This is a genomic window from Clostridium boliviensis (genome assembly GCF_033342255.1).
Classification (GTDB): Bacteria; Bacillota; Clostridia; order Lachnospirales; family Lachnospiraceae; genus Lacrimispora; species Lacrimispora boliviensis.
Window position 1 is genome coordinate 63,569 of the sequence record NZ_JAWONS010000216.1, and the last position, 16,574, is coordinate 80,142.

The 16,574-nt window shown below is 35.8% G+C and carries 14 protein-coding genes and 1 other annotated feature; all 14 genes read right to left on the reverse strand.

Annotated features, from left to right (window positions below):
• Window positions 1-27 precede the first annotated feature (27 nt).
• Entirely contained in the window at window positions 28-1,017 is a 990-nt protein-coding gene (locus RZO55_RS12880) for a GNAT family N-acetyltransferase (RefSeq protein WP_318064692.1), read from the reverse strand.
• The gene (gene rsgA / locus RZO55_RS12885) at window positions 1,004-1,726 is read right to left on the reverse strand and encodes a ribosome small subunit-dependent GTPase A (protein WP_318064693.1); all 723 of its coding nucleotides are present in this window, start codon (window positions 1,724-1,726) and stop codon (window positions 1,004-1,006) included. The genes RZO55_RS12880 and rsgA overlap by 14 nt, the downstream gene beginning before the upstream one ends.
• Window positions 1,692-1,874: a hypothetical protein gene (locus RZO55_RS12890; protein WP_318064694.1), complete on the reverse strand. Its 183-nt coding sequence runs from the start codon at window positions 1,872-1,874 to the stop codon at window positions 1,692-1,694. Before RZO55_RS12890 ends, rsgA begins: the two co-directional genes overlap by 35 nt.
• Window positions 1,875-2,297: 423 nt before the next feature.
• Window positions 2,298-3,509 carry a tyrosine--tRNA ligase gene (tyrS, locus tag RZO55_RS12895; protein WP_318064695.1) on the reverse strand — a complete coding sequence of 404 codons (1,212 nt, stop codon included), beginning with the start codon at window positions 3,507-3,509 and terminating at the stop codon, window positions 2,298-2,300.
• Window positions 3,510-3,592: 83 nt separating this feature from the next.
• Window positions 3,593-3,845 (reverse strand) — a binding site (T-box leader).
• An 81-nt stretch (window positions 3,846-3,926) separates the two neighbouring features.
• Entirely contained in the window at window positions 3,927-5,636 is a 1,710-nt protein-coding gene (locus RZO55_RS12900; RefSeq protein ID WP_318064696.1) for an alpha-amylase family protein, read from the reverse strand.
• Complete coding sequence (locus RZO55_RS12905) at window positions 5,629-6,606, reverse strand: adenylylsulfate kinase (RefSeq protein ID WP_318064697.1); 978 nt, start codon at window positions 6,604-6,606, stop codon at window positions 5,629-5,631. The genes RZO55_RS12900 and RZO55_RS12905 overlap by 8 nt, the downstream gene beginning before the upstream one ends.
• 41 nt (window positions 6,607-6,647) lie before the next feature.
• Window positions 6,648-7,442, reverse strand: coding sequence for an alpha/beta hydrolase (locus tag RZO55_RS12910; RefSeq protein WP_318064698.1), 795 nt, complete (start codon window positions 7,440-7,442; stop codon window positions 6,648-6,650).
• A 27-nt stretch (window positions 7,443-7,469) separates the two neighbouring features.
• Complete coding sequence (locus RZO55_RS12915; protein ID WP_318064699.1) at window positions 7,470-8,666, reverse strand: GDSL-type esterase/lipase family protein; 1,197 nt, start codon at window positions 8,664-8,666, stop codon at window positions 7,470-7,472.
• Window positions 8,667-8,681: 15 nt separating this feature from the next.
• Window positions 8,682-9,506 (reverse strand): Nif3-like dinuclear metal center hexameric protein, encoded by an 825-nt coding sequence (locus tag RZO55_RS12920; RefSeq protein ID WP_318064700.1) that lies wholly within the window; start codon window positions 9,504-9,506, stop codon window positions 8,682-8,684.
• A 57-nt stretch (window positions 9,507-9,563) separates the two neighbouring features.
• Window positions 9,564-10,454, reverse strand: coding sequence for a carbohydrate ABC transporter permease (locus RZO55_RS12925; RefSeq protein WP_318064701.1), 891 nt, complete (start codon window positions 10,452-10,454; stop codon window positions 9,564-9,566).
• Window positions 10,455-10,463: 9 nt separating this feature from the next.
• Window positions 10,464-11,390 carry an ABC transporter permease gene (locus RZO55_RS12930; RefSeq protein WP_318064702.1) on the reverse strand — a complete coding sequence of 309 codons (927 nt, stop codon included), beginning with the start codon at window positions 11,388-11,390 and terminating at the stop codon, window positions 10,464-10,466.
• 16 nt (window positions 11,391-11,406) lie between these two features.
• Complete coding sequence (locus RZO55_RS12935) at window positions 11,407-12,939, reverse strand: ABC transporter substrate-binding protein (RefSeq protein ID WP_318064703.1); 1,533 nt, start codon at window positions 12,937-12,939, stop codon at window positions 11,407-11,409.
• A gap of 194 nt (window positions 12,940-13,133) precedes the next feature.
• A complete protein-coding gene (locus tag RZO55_RS12940; protein ID WP_318064704.1) occupies window positions 13,134-14,714 on the reverse strand; it encodes a response regulator transcription factor in 1,581 nt (526 codons plus the stop codon).
• Window positions 14,715-14,738: 24 nt separating this feature from the next.
• Window positions 14,739-16,448 carry a sensor histidine kinase gene (locus tag RZO55_RS12945; RefSeq protein ID WP_318064705.1) on the reverse strand — a complete coding sequence of 570 codons (1,710 nt, stop codon included), beginning with the start codon at window positions 16,446-16,448 and terminating at the stop codon, window positions 14,739-14,741.
• Between the last annotated feature and the right edge of the window lie 126 nt (window positions 16,449-16,574).

Genomic DNA, 16,574 nt, shown 5'->3' on the forward strand with positions numbered 1-16,574 from the left:
TTTATCTTTATCCACTATTGTACTATTTTACAGGTGAGATATCCACTCTTTTCTCAGATACGAATCATAACTAACAATCCTTTCATCAATCCTGCGATGATAGCTGTAAGTGTAGTTTTTAAAAAACTTTCCCCAGAAACGAAGTGCGTTGGGATTTAACGTCTCACAATCCACACCCAGATAACTGATGCCTTCTTTTTTACACACATTGCAGACATACGCCAGCAGATCATCCGCCACATGCTGTCCCCTATATTCTTCTTTCACAAAAGCACCGCAGATATTTTTCATAGAATCAGTTTCGCTGATAAACGTTTCTCCTTCATCTTGTATTGAAAGATATCCGATTACCACTTCCTCCTTTAACGCTGCAAATATACGTGATTGTTCCTTTGAAAAATCCCTCATAAATCTGTCTATATCTGTAGGATAAAAAACCGGAGATCCGGACATATGCTTTACTAACCCATATCTTAAATCAAGAATGCGTCTCTTTTCACCTCCTATAAGCTCTGTAATAATAAGATCACCATTGTAAGTCCCGCTTGTTTCAAATTCATTTAAATCCATAACAGCATCACTGCACCGGATTCCAAAACCATTTAGTACCAGAGAACGATCCACTAAAGGATCATCAGCATACCGGGTCAGGGCAACGCTGGTAACTCCGGCATTTTTTAATAATTGTTCCATTCCTGCCTCCACCAGTTCTGAGCAGAGTCTGTCTCTGTCATAACCGGAAAAGGCACTTCCCCCCAATGGTGAATAAGCGCCCTGGCATGTTCCAAAGAAACCCTTAATTGGTCCAGTGAATGCAAGGTACCCGGCCATTTCCTCTTCATACATAGCAACTAATCCGTAATTGTTACGGAATAAGCCTGTGATAATATTCCGTAACTGATCCGTAGCATCAATCACCGGCAATTGTTTTATCTGCCTGCACTCATTTTTATATTCGCCCATTGCTAACTTCAATGCTTCTTCCACATGTAATTCTTCTGCCTTAATAATCTTCATTTACTATACTCCCCCTGTTTTTCTTATTACTCTTCTTTTTTACAACAGCCTGCTTCCTGCTTTCCTTTGCCGCCTGAAACCTGGATTCCTTTTGGATTTTCTGGTAATTTTTCCACCTTTTTTCTGACAATATCCCATCTTCCAGTGCCTGCACAACTGCACAGCCTGGTTCCCCGTTATGGGTACAGTTACTGAATCTGCACTGCATAATTAAATGATTAATATCAGAAAAACTAACGTCCATGCCGTCATTCACAACCCACATTCCCAGTTCCCGCATACCCGGTGTATCAATTATCCTGGATCCATTATCCATTACAAACAGTTGACGGTGAGTCGTTGTATGATGCCCTTTCGAATCATCTTCCCTGATTTCACCAGTTTTCATAAGCTCTTTTCCCAGCAGATAATTGGTGAACGTGGATTTCCCCACCCCCGATGATCCCAGGAATACGGTGGTCTTATCAGGCGCCAGATAGTCCGTCAGCCGCTCCATGCCTTCCCCCGTCACAGCACTGACTATGCAGATATCCACTCCTATTGCAATCTGATTTACCAGTCCCAGTTTTTCCTGCGTATCTTCCGCAATGTCAGCCTTTGTAAGGACAATAACCGGCTGCCCGCCGCTTTGCCACGAGGCAGTCAGATAACGTTCCAGACGTTTTAAATTAAAATCAAAGTTCAGAGACATCAGGAATAAGCTCCACATTGTCACCAACCGTCGGAAACTCTTCCTCGCAACGATCTGTAAAATATATTCCCGCTTTTAATCTGGCATACAGATCTTCCCCGTTTACCCGCACCTCATAGCGTTCTCTGTGAACTGCAGTTATAAATCCATTCATTTTTTCTTTCAAAAAGAAACCTCTCTTCCATTTTTTCGTCGGCATACGAATTTGCCAACAGTTAAAAAAGGGCATAAAAATGCCGCGGTAATAGCCCTTATGAGCTGTCACTGCGGTTTGCTTTCTAAAAAAGGCACAAAAAAAACACATCTTATCATGTGTTTAACGAAGTTAAGCGATATATAAGAGTCTATAAGCGGCATATAAAAAATGTCTTCCATATGCCCTTTATTCAGTTATTCTTTTATTACCTCTTTCACAAATAATGTATTAGACATATCACATTCTCCTTTCAAGACCGCTCATGGGTTATTTTGGCAATAACACTTCCAATTACACTTAAGATAACACAAATTAGCAGCAACGTCAATGAATACTTTCAATACCTCCCACCAGAATATGGTGAGAGGTATTTCCTAAAACGCAGAGATAACATTATTTGTTTATTTTTACAAATCTTTTTTTGCCAATCTTTATGACATCTCCGTTGAACAGAACACTGTTCATTTCCTCTTCATTCATTTTTTCCCCATTGATCTGAATTCCGCTTTGTCTTATCAGACGAATAAATTCACTTTTGCTTTTTATATATCCCAGCTCTATCAACCCGGGAATAGTGTCTTTTACCGTGTCTTTCTCCAGATCCAAAAGCAATATGGGAATATCATCTGGAATTGTTTTTTTACTGAATGCCATATCATAGTAAGAAACAGCGTTTTGCACTTCCTCTTCCTCGTGGTAAAGCCCTGTAATAATTTTTGCTAATTGGAACTTAATATCCCGTAGATTGGCCCCATTGGACAACTCCTCTTTTACCCGGTCAATTACATCCGGATGTTCATCTGTTGCCAGCTCATAATATCTGATGATCAGATCATCCGGTACTTCCATCACTTTCTTAAACATAATCTCTGCCGGCTCACTCACCCCAATATAATTGCCTAAGCTTTTGCTCATTTTAGCAACACCATCAAGTCCTTCCAGAATCGGCATAAATAAAGCAATCTGCTGGTCATAACCCATTGATTTTTGCAATGTGCGCCCCATCAGAATGTTAAAGGTCTGATCCGTACCCCCTAATTCAATATCTGCTTTTATTTCCACAGAATCATAGGCCTGCATCAGTGGGTAAAAAAATTCATGGATACCGATAGGTACGCCATTCTTATATCGTTTTTGAAAATCATCCCGTTCCAGCATTCTCGAAACAGTCGATGTTGCAGCCAGCCTCATGACATCTTCAAAATTCAGCTTTGAGAGCCACTCACTGTTGAATCTTACCATTGTTCTTTCTTTATCCAGTATTTTAAATATTTGTTCACAATAAGTCAGAGCATTTTCTTTTACCTTTTCATCACTTAATGCCACTCTTCCTTTTGATTTTCCTGTGGGATCCCCTATTTTACCTGTAAAGTCCCCAATGATAATAACTGCCTGATGCCCCAGTTCCTGCATCTGCCTGATCTTTCTCAAAACGACTGCATGCCCCAGATGAATATCCGGTGCGGAAGGATCAAGTCCTAACTTAATGATCAATGGTTCTTCCTGTTTATAAGACTTCTCCAGTTTGACAAGCAGCTCCTTTTCATTCACACACTGGCGAACCCCTTTGCAGATGATACGCATCTGCTCATTTGGTGTTAACATAGCACAAAATCTCCTTATAATAGTTTTATTAATATTTGCATGCCTGCGTTAAATCAATAAAAAAACTCCCGTCCTCATGTTTCCAAAAGGACGAGAGTTACTCTCGTGTTACCACCTTAAGTTTATAGACAACTCACATTGTCTACCTCATCGGGTACGGCCATAGCGATACCCTTGCACCTGATTACGGTGTGCTTTCCGTCGCAGCCTACTTCTTAAGTCGGTTCGGTGCGCAGCTCCAAGATGTATTCACACTTTCTATCCATGAGCCTCTCATCAACCGGCATCTTTCTGTTTGGAATCGAAAATGCTACTCTTTCTTTTCATAGCCTTTTCATTTTATAAAATGCAAATATTAAATTGTAAAAATACTATCACGCTTTTTCTGTTTCGTCAAGACTAAAATGCGGTCAGCTTCTAGATCGATAAGTTAAATATACAATTCCCCTCTTTGTCTTCACCTGCCATCTGCAAAGATACTATATTCAAATCTGCTTTTAGATACGCAGTATAACCATCTTTTTCCCAGATAAAATTTAACTTCTGTTTATCGCTTTTTACTTCCATATGAGAGTCAAAGGAAAAGGCAGGAAATGTAGCTCTAAAATTTAACATAGAAATTTGCTTTTGTACTACATCTGTTTTCATTTTCTCTTTTATCTGTTCTTTTGTCAGATTGGTACGATTAATTTCTTTATGTCCGCCTGCTCCAGCTCTTTTCATTCCTTCTATATCATTTTTGCCTGCAAAAAGATCAAGATACCATACCTGTGGCTTTCCTGGCATAAATATCTGCAATGCACGAGCCAGCAACATTTTTTTGTCGTCTTCCCCCAATGCACTGTAGTAAGTTGCATTTACCTGATAATATACATTCTTCTGACCATGGAGATTTTTTATATAACCATTACGGTCAACAATGGTGTTCATTAAAACATCAATCCGTTCCTCAGGAATCATTCCTTTTAAGTCTAAGAGCGGAATTCCGTCATGACATCCAAGCATATTGACAACGTGTATCTCTTTTTCCTGTAATTCCAATGCCCAGGAAGCTAACAGTTCTCCATTTTTACTCTCTAATGCATCAATAATTAATCCTGGGAGGAAGAAATCATAAGTCATGTACCCTTTTTGAGCTAAATGTTCATATGTTTTCGCTTCATAGCTTGCATGAATTTCAGGAAGAAGTGTCAAATTATATTTATCCGCCAAGCCTTTTACTTTTTCTAATACCTCCCAGGTTCCTGGCTCATTTAAGAAATTCTTCTCTCCTACTTCTTTCGGTGCATATGCAAATGCATCCAATCGAACTATTTTGGCTCCATATCCAGCCAAAGTTTTTAATGTTTCATCATAAAATTCCCATACCAATGGAGACTTGATATTTAAATCCATTTGACCAAGATATTTTCTGTTAGATTCTAATAATTCAATGACTTCTTTTTTGTATTTTTCATAAATACCAAATGGAATCTCCGAGACTTTTTTTCCGTCTTTTATGGATGCATTTACAATCTTTGCCAATGCTTCAGCTGATGTATATTGAATGTTCGTTACCCTCATGATGTCTTGTGCATCCACGTTTGGATATTGAATCTCTTGATAAAATGTATTCCAATAAGGTACATTTGTTCCGTCTGGCATACGTACCATTAGAATAGGCAATCCCGATTTGCGAAAAAACATATTCTTAATTAGCTCTGGATACGGTTGTATGTACCCCTCCTCTGTCATCTTGCCATGACCTTCCCAAAATTTATTCCAGTTAATAAAAAAATCTTTATATTTGGAGTTTTCTCCATGTCTCAAAATATCTTGAAACTGTTTTGATAAGACAGAAGCATGATTTAGAATAAAATCTAACTTTAAATCAATATTTAATTCTTCTAATGCTTTTAATTCATCATTTTTTACATATAATTCGTTTAAACTATAATCTATTACCGAAAATCCACGATCCAAATCTGTATTAAAAATACTTGGAAGAATATAGAAAGAAGAAAAGGCATTCTTAAGCTCAGGTTGCTTTAAAAACCAGACAATATCTTCTAATGCTCCACCTATGCTGTCTGGATAAGCATTTAACATCGGTCCATTATTTGCCATTGCATCCATCTCTCTATTCATTTTCCTGCTCCTTTGCCTGCCTCATCAAAGCGTCATACTGATTATAATTCAATAATCCGCCTTGTTTTGCAATGATAATCTTTGCCTTATGAGCCTGACTTTCCAACATTGACTGTTCAATTTCTAAGACCATTGTTGTAAATGCACTATCAGTTTTTCCATCTCGGTTACGAGCTGTTCGATGCGCCAATGTTTCCTGTGGAGTACTGTTTAATAGTATTGGTATATCCACCCCTTGATAATAATCACTGTTTCCATGTGTCCATTCAATAACTAGAATACTTGTTTTACTAAAATCTACCTTGTCATACCACAATTCTGTTTCTTCTCTTCCCATGCGCTTTAACCAAATCTCATTTTTGCCATTTTTAAAATCAGTTACAATTGAACTTAACTGATCAAATCCAATTTCCTTTGGAGTTCCAAGGTATTTTTTCAGCCCCTTTTTTCCACCATTAATATAAGCAGCGAACCATGGCCACTTTTCTATATGTATGGGATTGGCATCATCACCTGCTTTTTGCAAATCCTGGATTATCTGAAATCTTTCTTTACTATAAACCCCATCTTCCAGCATACTCAAAATGCCACTTTCACGAAATACACGCAGGCGCTCTGCATCATTATACTTAGGTATTCTATGTGGGTAATTGTCTCCTGACAGAGTGTAACTCCCCACTCCTATGGAGGTAAAATAATAAGAAATCAATGACGCAATCTCTGATTTACCTACCCCTGACCCTCCACATACCGTAATAACTCCACGGTGAGCTGGATTTTTTTCTAATACGTCTGGCAATAACTTTAATAATTCCGGAAAAATAACACCAGCTTTTTTAATGTGACCCTCGCCAATACTTACCTTGTCCCCCGGCATGTCTCCATGCAAAATTTCTTCTTTCAGCTCTGGTGTTTTAAAAGAAACTGTATCTTTTATTATTTGTAAGCTGTTTTTCATTATTTCACCCATATTTGTTTACCTCTATAATATTATTTATTCAGCCTGTATTACTAGTTCAACAACCACTTAATCGCTGGTTCCAGATACTCATTCCAGAATTTCCAATCATGAGTTCCTGTACTTTCCTGATAGGCTACACCAACCTTTTCTTTTGCTAAAAATTCAATAAAACTTCGATTTTCCTGTAATAAAAAGTCCTCTGTACCACAAGCCATAAAAAGAGGGGGAAGTTGTTTGCCTTCTTTAAGAATTTTTTTCACTAAGAATTCTGGGTTATTTTCACTATCCTCTAGCAGCTTCAAATCACCAAATATTGAATTATAGTAGTCATAGTCTGCAATGGCATCCTGAAAACCTGGTTCTTTATTTTTAATATTATTAATAATAAGTGCTGAAGAAAGAGCAAACACCTTTGCAAACGTATTATTATATTTAAATCCAGTATGAATTGCTCCAAATCCACCCATAGATAAACCACCGATATAAATGTCTTCTTTTTTATTTGATAATCTAAAAGTCCTGGCTATATAATTGACCAATTCTTCTCCAACAAAACGTCCATAAGCTCTGCCAGTTCCTTTTGCATCCAGATAAAAGCTATTGTCTCCTGATGGCATAACGATTGCTAAATTATATCTTATTGCCATTTCCTGTACTTGACTTCCTGACAACCAATCCATTGCACCACCTGAGAAACCATGCAGTAAATAAAGTGTCTTTGTTTCTCTTTTATAATGTTCATTTCCCTCTACCATAATAGGCAGCAGATCATTTGGTAATATAACTTGAACTGTTGTAACCTTCATTAAAGATCCCGAAAAATAATTCACTTGAATTTGTGCCATATCTTCATTCCTTTCTATTCAATATTTTCATTCTACTGCTTCCAAAATCCATTCCATTGGTATCGACTCTGCCATTACGATACCGCCTTCACGATTTGGATGGAGCCCATCTCCGATGTGCAGGTCTTCTCTCATATATTCAGGTTTTTCTTTTTTCTCTACCTGCTTTGCAAAATCAACTATACCATCTGCAATTTGCTGGCTCCTTATCCACTCATTTAATTCAAGCCTTACCTTTTCACTATTAGGTAACCATTCCAAAGCATTATCTCGAAATGGCATTACCGTTCCAAGATATACCTTACTTCCTTTTTCATGGGCAATTTGAATTAATCTTTCAATTCCTGACTGCAATTCTTTTGCAGTAACAATTTCTTCCTTGTTGCCAAACAAGTAAGGATGCATCATATCATTGATTCCTTCTAAAATGATTACGGTTTCTGGACAATCACTTTCATATACATCCTTTTCAAACCTTTTGATAGCAGCTGTTCCAAAGCATTTTCCACCCCCTGGCATTTCAGAAACATAGGTTGCATCATTTAGAATACGATTCCCGCCAATTCCACGATTTAAAATAGTTATTTTTCCTGAAAGTAATGGATAAACTCGTTGTATCAATGCATCACTATAATAAGACATATGTGTAATAGAATCTCCAAAGAGGACAACCGTCTTAACTTTCTGATCGGTATAAAGCTTTATTTCAGAAACTCCAACCAAGATATTGGCCTTGTTTGCATCCACATCAACATACGGATAAATTTCTTTGCTTTCTTTTTCAACAAACTTCTGATCGCAAGTATAATCACCATTCACACCGTATACAGTATGCCAGCTCTTAGCAGACCATGTAGAACATGCAGACTGAACTTTTGTTTTTTCTTCCAAATATATAGATAAAACCATCTCAGTCTGTGCATCTATATTCCACAATATTTCATCACTATAAAATTCTTGTCCTGCTTCTATAACAATTCGATTTCTACCCTGATGCGTGATATCAATTACTTCTTCAATTTGTTCATGATTCGGCTTTCTTTGTCCTACTACCACTTTTTCCAGTATCAATTTTTCATTCGAGTACAGATTGGAAAATTTTATTTTTATTTTTTTACCACTTAAATTATTTTGAATATAGGTCCGTTGCGTTATTTTCTCTACTGTACCAATTGTGGTATTATAATTAATGGGCAGATAACTCCAGGTTGTTTTCCATTCCATGTAACTGACTCCTTCTCATAAATAAGTAAATGGTTCTTTTGAATCAACAAAATGTATTTCTATAGATCCTGTGATATCTTTCATCCAATCTCCTAAGTATTTCATTCCCATCTCTTCGCTTTTTTCATGTCCTAAGACAAGCATCGCTTTATTAAATCCAAGAGCCGCCGCATCTCTTACATAAGCGCTAATGGTCCATTCTGTAATATCACCACAAACCAACAAATCCAATTTACTCTGATGCATTAATTTCATTGGGCGTTCTTCTATTCCAAGTCCAAGACTTCCTCCCCCCACCAAAACACCGACTCTTTCAATTGGCATATCTGCATTACCTACTATTTGTATTACATCCATCTGGAGTGTTTCTTTGAAAAATTCGCATAGTTCACCTAAGGTAGTTTTGGGAATCTGATAACATTCACCAAAATGCTCCATACCAGGTTCACCTGCACTTTTAAATTGCTCCCATCTTGTTTCTATATTAAAACCACGGTATATTCCATCCTCCTCTCCCATATGCATATGATCGTGAAATCTCCATATTGCAATATGATGTTCTTCTATTAACTTTTTCTTTTCCAGATAAACAGGGTCATTTTCTAACCACTCAGTCCCATCTGCACCTGTAAACCAGGTTGGCTCATGTGTAATAATAAAATTTGCTCCAATCTGAATCGCTTCTCTTATTACATCTACTGTTGCCATAAATGTAGTTACTATTTTTGTTACTTCTGTATCAAACTCACCTGTCATTAAGTGATCACAGGTTTTTTCGTTAGGTAATGGTTCCAATCCTGTCTTTTTTATCATTTCATCAATTACTTGCTGTACGGTCATATTTTCCCCTTCCTTTTAAGAAAGGCATGTCATTCCAATGAATGCATGCCTAAATAACTAACCTTTCACTGCACCAATTACAACACCTTTAATAAAGTATTTCTGTACAAATGGATAAATGAATAAAATTGGCAATATACCAATGACTGCCATTGCCATTCTAACAGAAGATCCAGGTAAATTCATATTTCCAGTTCCTATTAGATTTGAAGAACCTGATTTTAAAAATTCAATATTATTCATTATTTTAATTAACAGATTCTGTATTCCATAAAACTTTGCATCTCTAATATAGTATAAGCCATTTACCCAGTCATTCCAATAGCACAATCCTGTGAATAAACTTATCGTTGCCACAGTAGGAACAGACAATGGTAAAATGATTCTCCAAAAGATTCTAAGTTCTGTTGCTCCGTCAATTTGTGCGGATTCAATTAACGCCTCTGGAATATTGTTGGAGTAAAAATTCCGAACCAAAAATACATTAAATGCGGTCACAAAGTAGTTGGGAAATATAAGTGCCCAAACCGTATTTTTAATATGAAATATATTTGACCACATCATATAAGATGCTACAATACCGCCATTAAATAGCATGGTTAAAAATACAAAAAAGGATAATACGTTTTTATACTTAAAGTTTTTTCTAGACATTGGATAAGCTAACATGGTTGTTATAAGCACGCTGCCAACGGTCCCAGTTATGGTAACAAATATAGAAATGCCATATGCTCGAAATATGGTTTTGCCTTGATTTAACATATAGTAATAGGCATCTAAACTCCACGCCTTCGGAAAGTAGGAATATCCGTTGGATAAAAGGGCCTTTTCATCGGAAAAGGAGGCGATTACTATCATTATAATAGGCATTAATGCTATGATTGCTAATATGGTAAGAATCACAGTTCCCAGCATATTAAATTTTTTTTCATCTGTCATATTTTTCATAGCACCCTCCTAGAACAATGCATTGTCACTGTCAATTTTACGAACAATGGCATTTGCCGAAATAACAAGTATAAATCCAATGACTGACTGGTATAATCCAGCCGCTGCAGACATTCCAACATCATTCAATTCCATTAGACCATGATATACATATGTATCAATTGTCTGTGTAACATCATAGAGTGCGCCCGAATCCATCGGAACCTGATAAAACAAACCAAAATCGGAATAGAAAATTCGTCCCACCGACATTAAAGTCAAAATAACTATCGTTGGTTTGAGTAATGGCAATGTAATACTTTTAATTTGCTGAATTTTTGTAGCACCATCAATTTTGGCCGCTTCAAATATACTCTTATCTATTCCAGATATGCTTGCCATATAAATAATCGAGCTATAACCCGCATTTTTCCATAAATAAACAATAATTAAAATTACAGGCCAATACTTTTTTGTTGTATACCACGAAACCGGGTCCTGCCCAAGCAATCGAAATATTGTATTGTTAATGAATCCTGTATCTGAATTTAAAAAAGCATATCCGATAAATCCAATAACAACCCAGGACAATAAGTTTGGTAAAAGTAATGCAGACTGAAAAATTTTCACTCTTGCTTTTTCTCCAAGCTCGCATAATATTACGGCTATGAATATAGCTGCTATGGTACCTATCACAATAAAAGCCAAATTATAAAGAATGGTATTTCTCGTTATAATAAATGCATCCTGACTAAATAAATATTTAAAATTCTTAAATCCACTCCATTTACTTCCAAATATACCCTTTACAAAGTCATAGTCTTTGAACGCAAGGAAGATTCCAAACATCGGGATATAATTGTTAATAATTAAGTATAATATTCCTGGTAATGCGATCAGGAGAAGGGGACCACTTTTCGTGGTACCCTTATATTTTTTCTTACTTAAAGCTTTCATTGTTTCCTCCCATATCCTATTTACCTGCCATCCATTTGTCTAACTGTTCTTGCTTTGCATTGATAATTTTTTCATAACCTGATGCATTTAACTTCTCTATAAATTCAGGGAGTACAGTGGTTGGATCCACACTGCCACAAGACAATCCAGGCAGATATTGGCTGATTATATTGCTTACTGCAGTATATTCTGTCTTAACTTCACTGGAATCAAAGGTGAACCCCATTGCTGGTGATGTCTTTGCTTTTACGTTTTGTTCTTCTTCCCATGCAAGTGACTCTTTGCTTGTTCCAACCATAGGATACATGATGAAATAGTTTCCTAATGTCCCGCAACTTAGCTGAGCCGTATATGGTACAGAAGCAGCGTCTTTACCTTCTGGATAAGATACATAACCATCTGCATCTTTTACATAATCTCTTCCTTCAATTCCATAAATCAAAAGATTTACGATTTCCTTATCTGTAAATGTAAGATTAATAAATTTCAAAGCTGCCTCAGGAACTTTTGATGTAGATGATACCATCCAGCTCACAGAATTGATCGAATCTGTACCTAAGTATGCTTCTCCAATTTTTACTGCTCCCAAATCCATATTTCCACATTGTGCTGCTAAAGATGCCGCTGTATCTTCTTCTGGATAGCTATAAGAAGCAATATAACAAAAGCTGTTACCAGATGACATTAATTCTGTGGCTGTACTGGTTGTAGTGGCTGCATCACGCATAATTAAGTCTTCGTTATACCAGGTTCTTGTCAGATCACAAAGTTTAGCAAATTCTTCTGTATTATAAAGATCTGTTACTGTTGTATCATCACCGATCAAGACTCCTTTTGGTGCACGCAAATCATCTGTTAAATAATCTACATTCCCTAATGCTCTACCCATACCTGAATCCCCTGATTGTGCCGGAATCAAAGGCGTCATATCAGGATATTTTGCTTTTACCTGTTTTAATACAGCTGTTAAATCATAAATATTCTTTACCTGAGTCATATCAATTCCCAGCTCATCTGCAATATCTTGTCTATAAATAATCATGGGTGTAAGCGCATATGGCTTATAAGTTGGAATTGCATATAAACTTCCATCTTTGGTACATGACCGCAGGAATTTATCACCAAGTAAAGCCTTGGCCTCTGGAGCACTGTTATCAATAATATCTGTTAAATCATACGCCATATTGCTGGCAATACAGGTATTGAAATCTCCTAAACTCTGGAATACATCAATTTGATCTCCCCCCTGCAGACCAAGACTAATATTTGAGGAATACTCAAAGATAGATACTGGCATCAGCTCTACCTCAACACCGATTTTTTCACGTGTAATGGTATTAATAGCCTCCTCTACCGTATCAAGTGTATCCGAATCTGGAATATTGTTAAATGTTGCATAAGAATAAACGATTTTATCATAATTGCCATTACTCGCTGCGTTAGATTCTGTAGTATTACCTCCTCCATCTTTTGAGCTTCCACAGCCTGCAAGTCCTACCGCCATAGAAACAGTTAATAGCGCCGCTGCTATTTTTTTTATTTTATTCATGTTATAACCCTCCCTTTTTATGCTATTATTATATCAATTATATTTGTTTATATCTTTTAAAAATAAGCTCTGTTTTTTCGTTTTTGAGACATCATTACGTTTTCCTATCATTCAGGACTTTCTTCTATAACAAAAAAGCAGCTATTTATTGTTTCCAATAAATCTAACTGCTTTTCATTGTAACTGTGAGACTGTCACAAATTTCGATATTCTTTTGGGGATACCCCTGTTATCTTCTTGAATAGTGTAGAAAAATAAGAAAAATTGTCAAATCCTACCTTTTCGGCTACATCACCCACATTACATACCCCAGATTTTAAAAGTTCCTTTGCCTTTTCAATCCGGTACTCGTTAATGTAGTCTTTTATATTCACTCCAGTTTTACGCTTATATAGCTTTGCTAAATAGGATGGTGTTAAGTAAAACTGCCCTGCAATTTCATTTCTGGTTATCTCTTCTCTATAATGTTTATGAATAAAATCATTGATTTTATCAATAATGGTTACGAACCTGGCTATCTCTTCCTCATACTGAAAAGTTTTCCCCAGCAGGTAATTGACCCATCTTATCATGTCCACAGTAGACTCCACCGCCTGATCAGACATTTTAATTGACAATGTGTCATGGAATAACTTCGTTGCCTGAATCCCCTGCTTCATTAAATCTGCATATACTACCTGAACAATTTCCTGTTGCATAAGATAAAGAGAATGTTTATTTAAGTTATTATATGCTGACAATTCCCCAAAAATATTTTTGAAATAATGCAGCACCTTAGCTTTCTCTTTTTTTTCTACCAAATCAACTAGCTTCTCCAGATTAATAATCTGGATTTTATTATCTGTCGGAAATTCCACTTCTTTTTCTAAAAATACTTTTCCAAAATGGCTTACATAATAGCTAAGCAGCTGTTCCAGATTCACTGCAACTTTAGGCAGCTCCATTATATCATAGAAATTACTGATACAGCAGGTAAGCGTTCCCTTAAAATAATGCTTGCACATAGCAGTCAGCTCATTACAGCCTTCTCGAAGTTTTTCCTGACTTGTTCCCTGGGATACGGTAATGAAATTCAAAGTATTTCCTGCATATAGCTTTACTACACTTTCATTTTCTACTTCACTCATTAATAACTCCGAATGAAATCCCTCTAATATAAACTCAAAGACACTTTTCCCAAAGCGCTCTATATCCGCATCAATATTGCTCAGTTTTGAAAAAACCAGTGTGTATTCCACATCAGTTGCAATGTTTAAATGTCTGTCTTCTATTTCACGCCTTAAATGTTTTCTATTACTAAAGTTACCCTCTATTACCCTTTTCCAAAAATCGATTTTCATAAGTCTAAGATTTTTTTCCATCCATATTCCATACTCGCTGCTTTTCTTTAAATTTCGCTCGTCCACTAATTTATCGACTATTTTGCGTAAAGTCATTTCCATAATATCAATATCAAATGGCTTGGTTAAATACGCCGCTGCATTTAGCTGGATGGCATCTGCAGCATAAGAAAAGCTTTCATGGCAAGTCAATAATAAAAATTCCGAATCTATCTTTTTGTTTCTTACCCACTTTAGTAAATCCAATCCACTTTCTTTTGGCATCTCTATATCACTGATTATAATATCTATATTTTTTTCCTCTAATATCTTTTTTCCTCCTGATACGTTATATGCAATATATACTTCATCAATCCCTAGTTTATCCCATCTCGTAGAATCTTTTATTACATCTACTGTAACCATATCGTCATCTACAATTAGTACACTTATCATTTTTAATCCTTTCTCACACCTGGATCAGAATTGTTCAACTTTTCGTTCATGCTTAACTTTTTGGGGGACATAAATTCTATTTATGCAGCCATGAGGCGTAATATTCTCAAGCACAACGAGTCCAGTTCTGTCATACATGAGTTCCATCATACTTTTAATCCCCCATAATCCAATCCTTGTTCCTTTATCAGTTGCCTTTCTCGTAACACCATTCATATAGTCAAGTACTTCCTTGGGATATCCTTTTCCATCGTCTTCAATCTCTATTAAAAGCATTTCTTCATTATCAATCTCCTGCTTACTGATTTTTATTAAAATCGTCAATGTCTCCTCTATGGAAACTGCATATTTGTATTCATTTTCAATAAACGTATGAATTAGCATCTGAGGGATTTTCCATTCTTCTAGTTCTGATGGCATATCAATTAAATAAAAAATGCAATCGGAATATTTTAGTTCCTGCATTTCGAAGTAATTGATTATATGCCGTATTTCCTCTCGTACTGTAACAGTATGAAATCCAGCCCGAAACATATATCTGATATTTCTAGATAGCGCATTGATATATTGCCTGATTTCTTCGTTCTTATTCTGACTGCTTAAACTGGAAATTGTAGTTAATGCATTTAAGAAAAAATGTGGTCTTAGCTGCAGGCGAATACTGTATAATTCCATATCCTGCAATTCAATTTTCTTTTCGTAGCTTTGTATTTTTAATCCCACAATTTCATCGATCATTTGATTTGTAGTGTCCTTAAGCATTTGAAATTCTCTTGTGCTGAATTCCGCTGTTATACGATTGTTATATTCACCATCTTTAATTCTTCGCATGTCATGATTCATGATCTTCATTGGTGTGGCGATTTCTTTTTTGGAATATTTTAATAGGAACAATATAAATAGAAACGTGATAAGCGATACAATAATTACCAAAATCATGCTTGAATGCGTCTGCTGAAAGATATCAGATCTGCTTTTAAAACAATACATAGTAAGTTGATTTTCTACAATACTTTTATGAATACTATAATAATTATTGCTGTTTATCTCCATAATATTATGTCCCGCAATAATATCTTTTGTTTCATTTCCCCATATCTTACCAATACTTCCCTCCTGATTAACAAGTAGCATAGAGCGATTTCCGTTCTCTTCTTCGCCAAGGGCAGTCAATAGATTATCTGAATCCACATAGACCGCAATTGCCTGATCATTTGTTTTCATTATTTTATATAAATATGTTTTATTATATAGTTTAATAAAGTTCCAGACATTACTTTCTATTGTTTTGTCCTCTATTGACTTAGAAGTATACTCTCTAATATTTTTCTTCTGGTCGTATGTCACACTTGATCTAACCACATCAAGGCAAGTCCCATTGTTTTTTTCAAATACAATTATAGCATCTGCCACATTATTATTAGCAAATATATTTTTCAGATAGCCATGTAACGATATTCCTGCCAGACTTCTCTCGTTTTCATTACTACTTTTTATCTTAGCTATATCTACTTTTTGTGATGCTATACTTTTTAATAATCCATTTAATTCAGTAATACTATTATCAAATTCATTGCTATATATTTTTAGGAAGGCATTCGAGGATTCTTTTATTTCATTATTTAAAATTTCAAATGAAGAAATCATAAATATCCCTATGACCGCAAGAATCAGACCTGTTAATGCCATTAGATATTGTAAAAATATACGAATAAATGATTTTTTTTCTTCCATTTTTCCTCCCATACCTACATATATTATTTATATTAGCATATATTTTCTCTATTTACTATTTGTATCAAAAAGAGACTAAGCTAATGGGCATTTTTTCCCGCTACTCAGTCTCTTATTTAATATGGC

Bases quoted from the DNA above. Each gene is read 5' to 3' on its own strand.
- RZO55_RS12940 (WP_318064704.1), bottom strand. From the start codon at position 14,714: ATGATAAGTGTACTAATTGTAGATGACGATATGGTTACAGTAGATGTA.
- RZO55_RS12900 (WP_318064696.1), bottom strand. From the start codon at position 5,636: ATGAATAGAGAGATGGATGCAATGGCAAATAATGGACCGATGTTAAAT.
- RZO55_RS12880 (WP_318064692.1), bottom strand. From the start codon at position 1,017: ATGAAGATTATTAAGGCAGAAGAATTACATGTGGAAGAAGCATTGAAG.
- RZO55_RS12930 (WP_318064702.1), bottom strand. From the start codon at position 11,390: ATGAAAGCTTTAAGTAAGAAAAAATATAAGGGTACCACGAAAAGTGGT.
- RZO55_RS12915 (WP_318064699.1), bottom strand. From the start codon at position 8,666: ATGGAATGGAAAACAACCTGGAGTTATCTGCCCATTAATTATAATACC.
- RZO55_RS12925 (WP_318064701.1), bottom strand. From the start codon at position 10,454: ATGAAAAATATGACAGATGAAAAAAAATTTAATATGCTGGGAACTGTG.
- RZO55_RS12910 (WP_318064698.1), bottom strand. From the start codon at position 7,442: ATGGCACAAATTCAAGTGAATTATTTTTCGGGATCTTTAATGAAGGTT.
- rsgA (WP_318064693.1), bottom strand. From the start codon at position 1,726: ATGTGGAGCTTATTCCTGATGTCTCTGAACTTTGATTTTAATTTAAAA.
- RZO55_RS12945 (WP_318064705.1), bottom strand. From the start codon at position 16,448: ATGGAAGAAAAAAAATCATTTATTCGTATATTTTTACAATATCTAATG.
- RZO55_RS12905 (WP_318064697.1), bottom strand. From the start codon at position 6,606: ATGGGTGAAATAATGAAAAACAGCTTACAAATAATAAAAGATACAGTT.
- RZO55_RS12920 (WP_318064700.1), bottom strand. From the start codon at position 9,506: ATGACCGTACAGCAAGTAATTGATGAAATGATAAAAAAGACAGGATTG.
- tyrS (WP_318064695.1), bottom strand. From the start codon at position 3,509: ATGTTAACACCAAATGAGCAGATGCGTATCATCTGCAAAGGGGTTCGC.
- RZO55_RS12935 (WP_318064703.1), bottom strand. From the start codon at position 12,939: ATGAATAAAATAAAAAAAATAGCAGCGGCGCTATTAACTGTTTCTATG.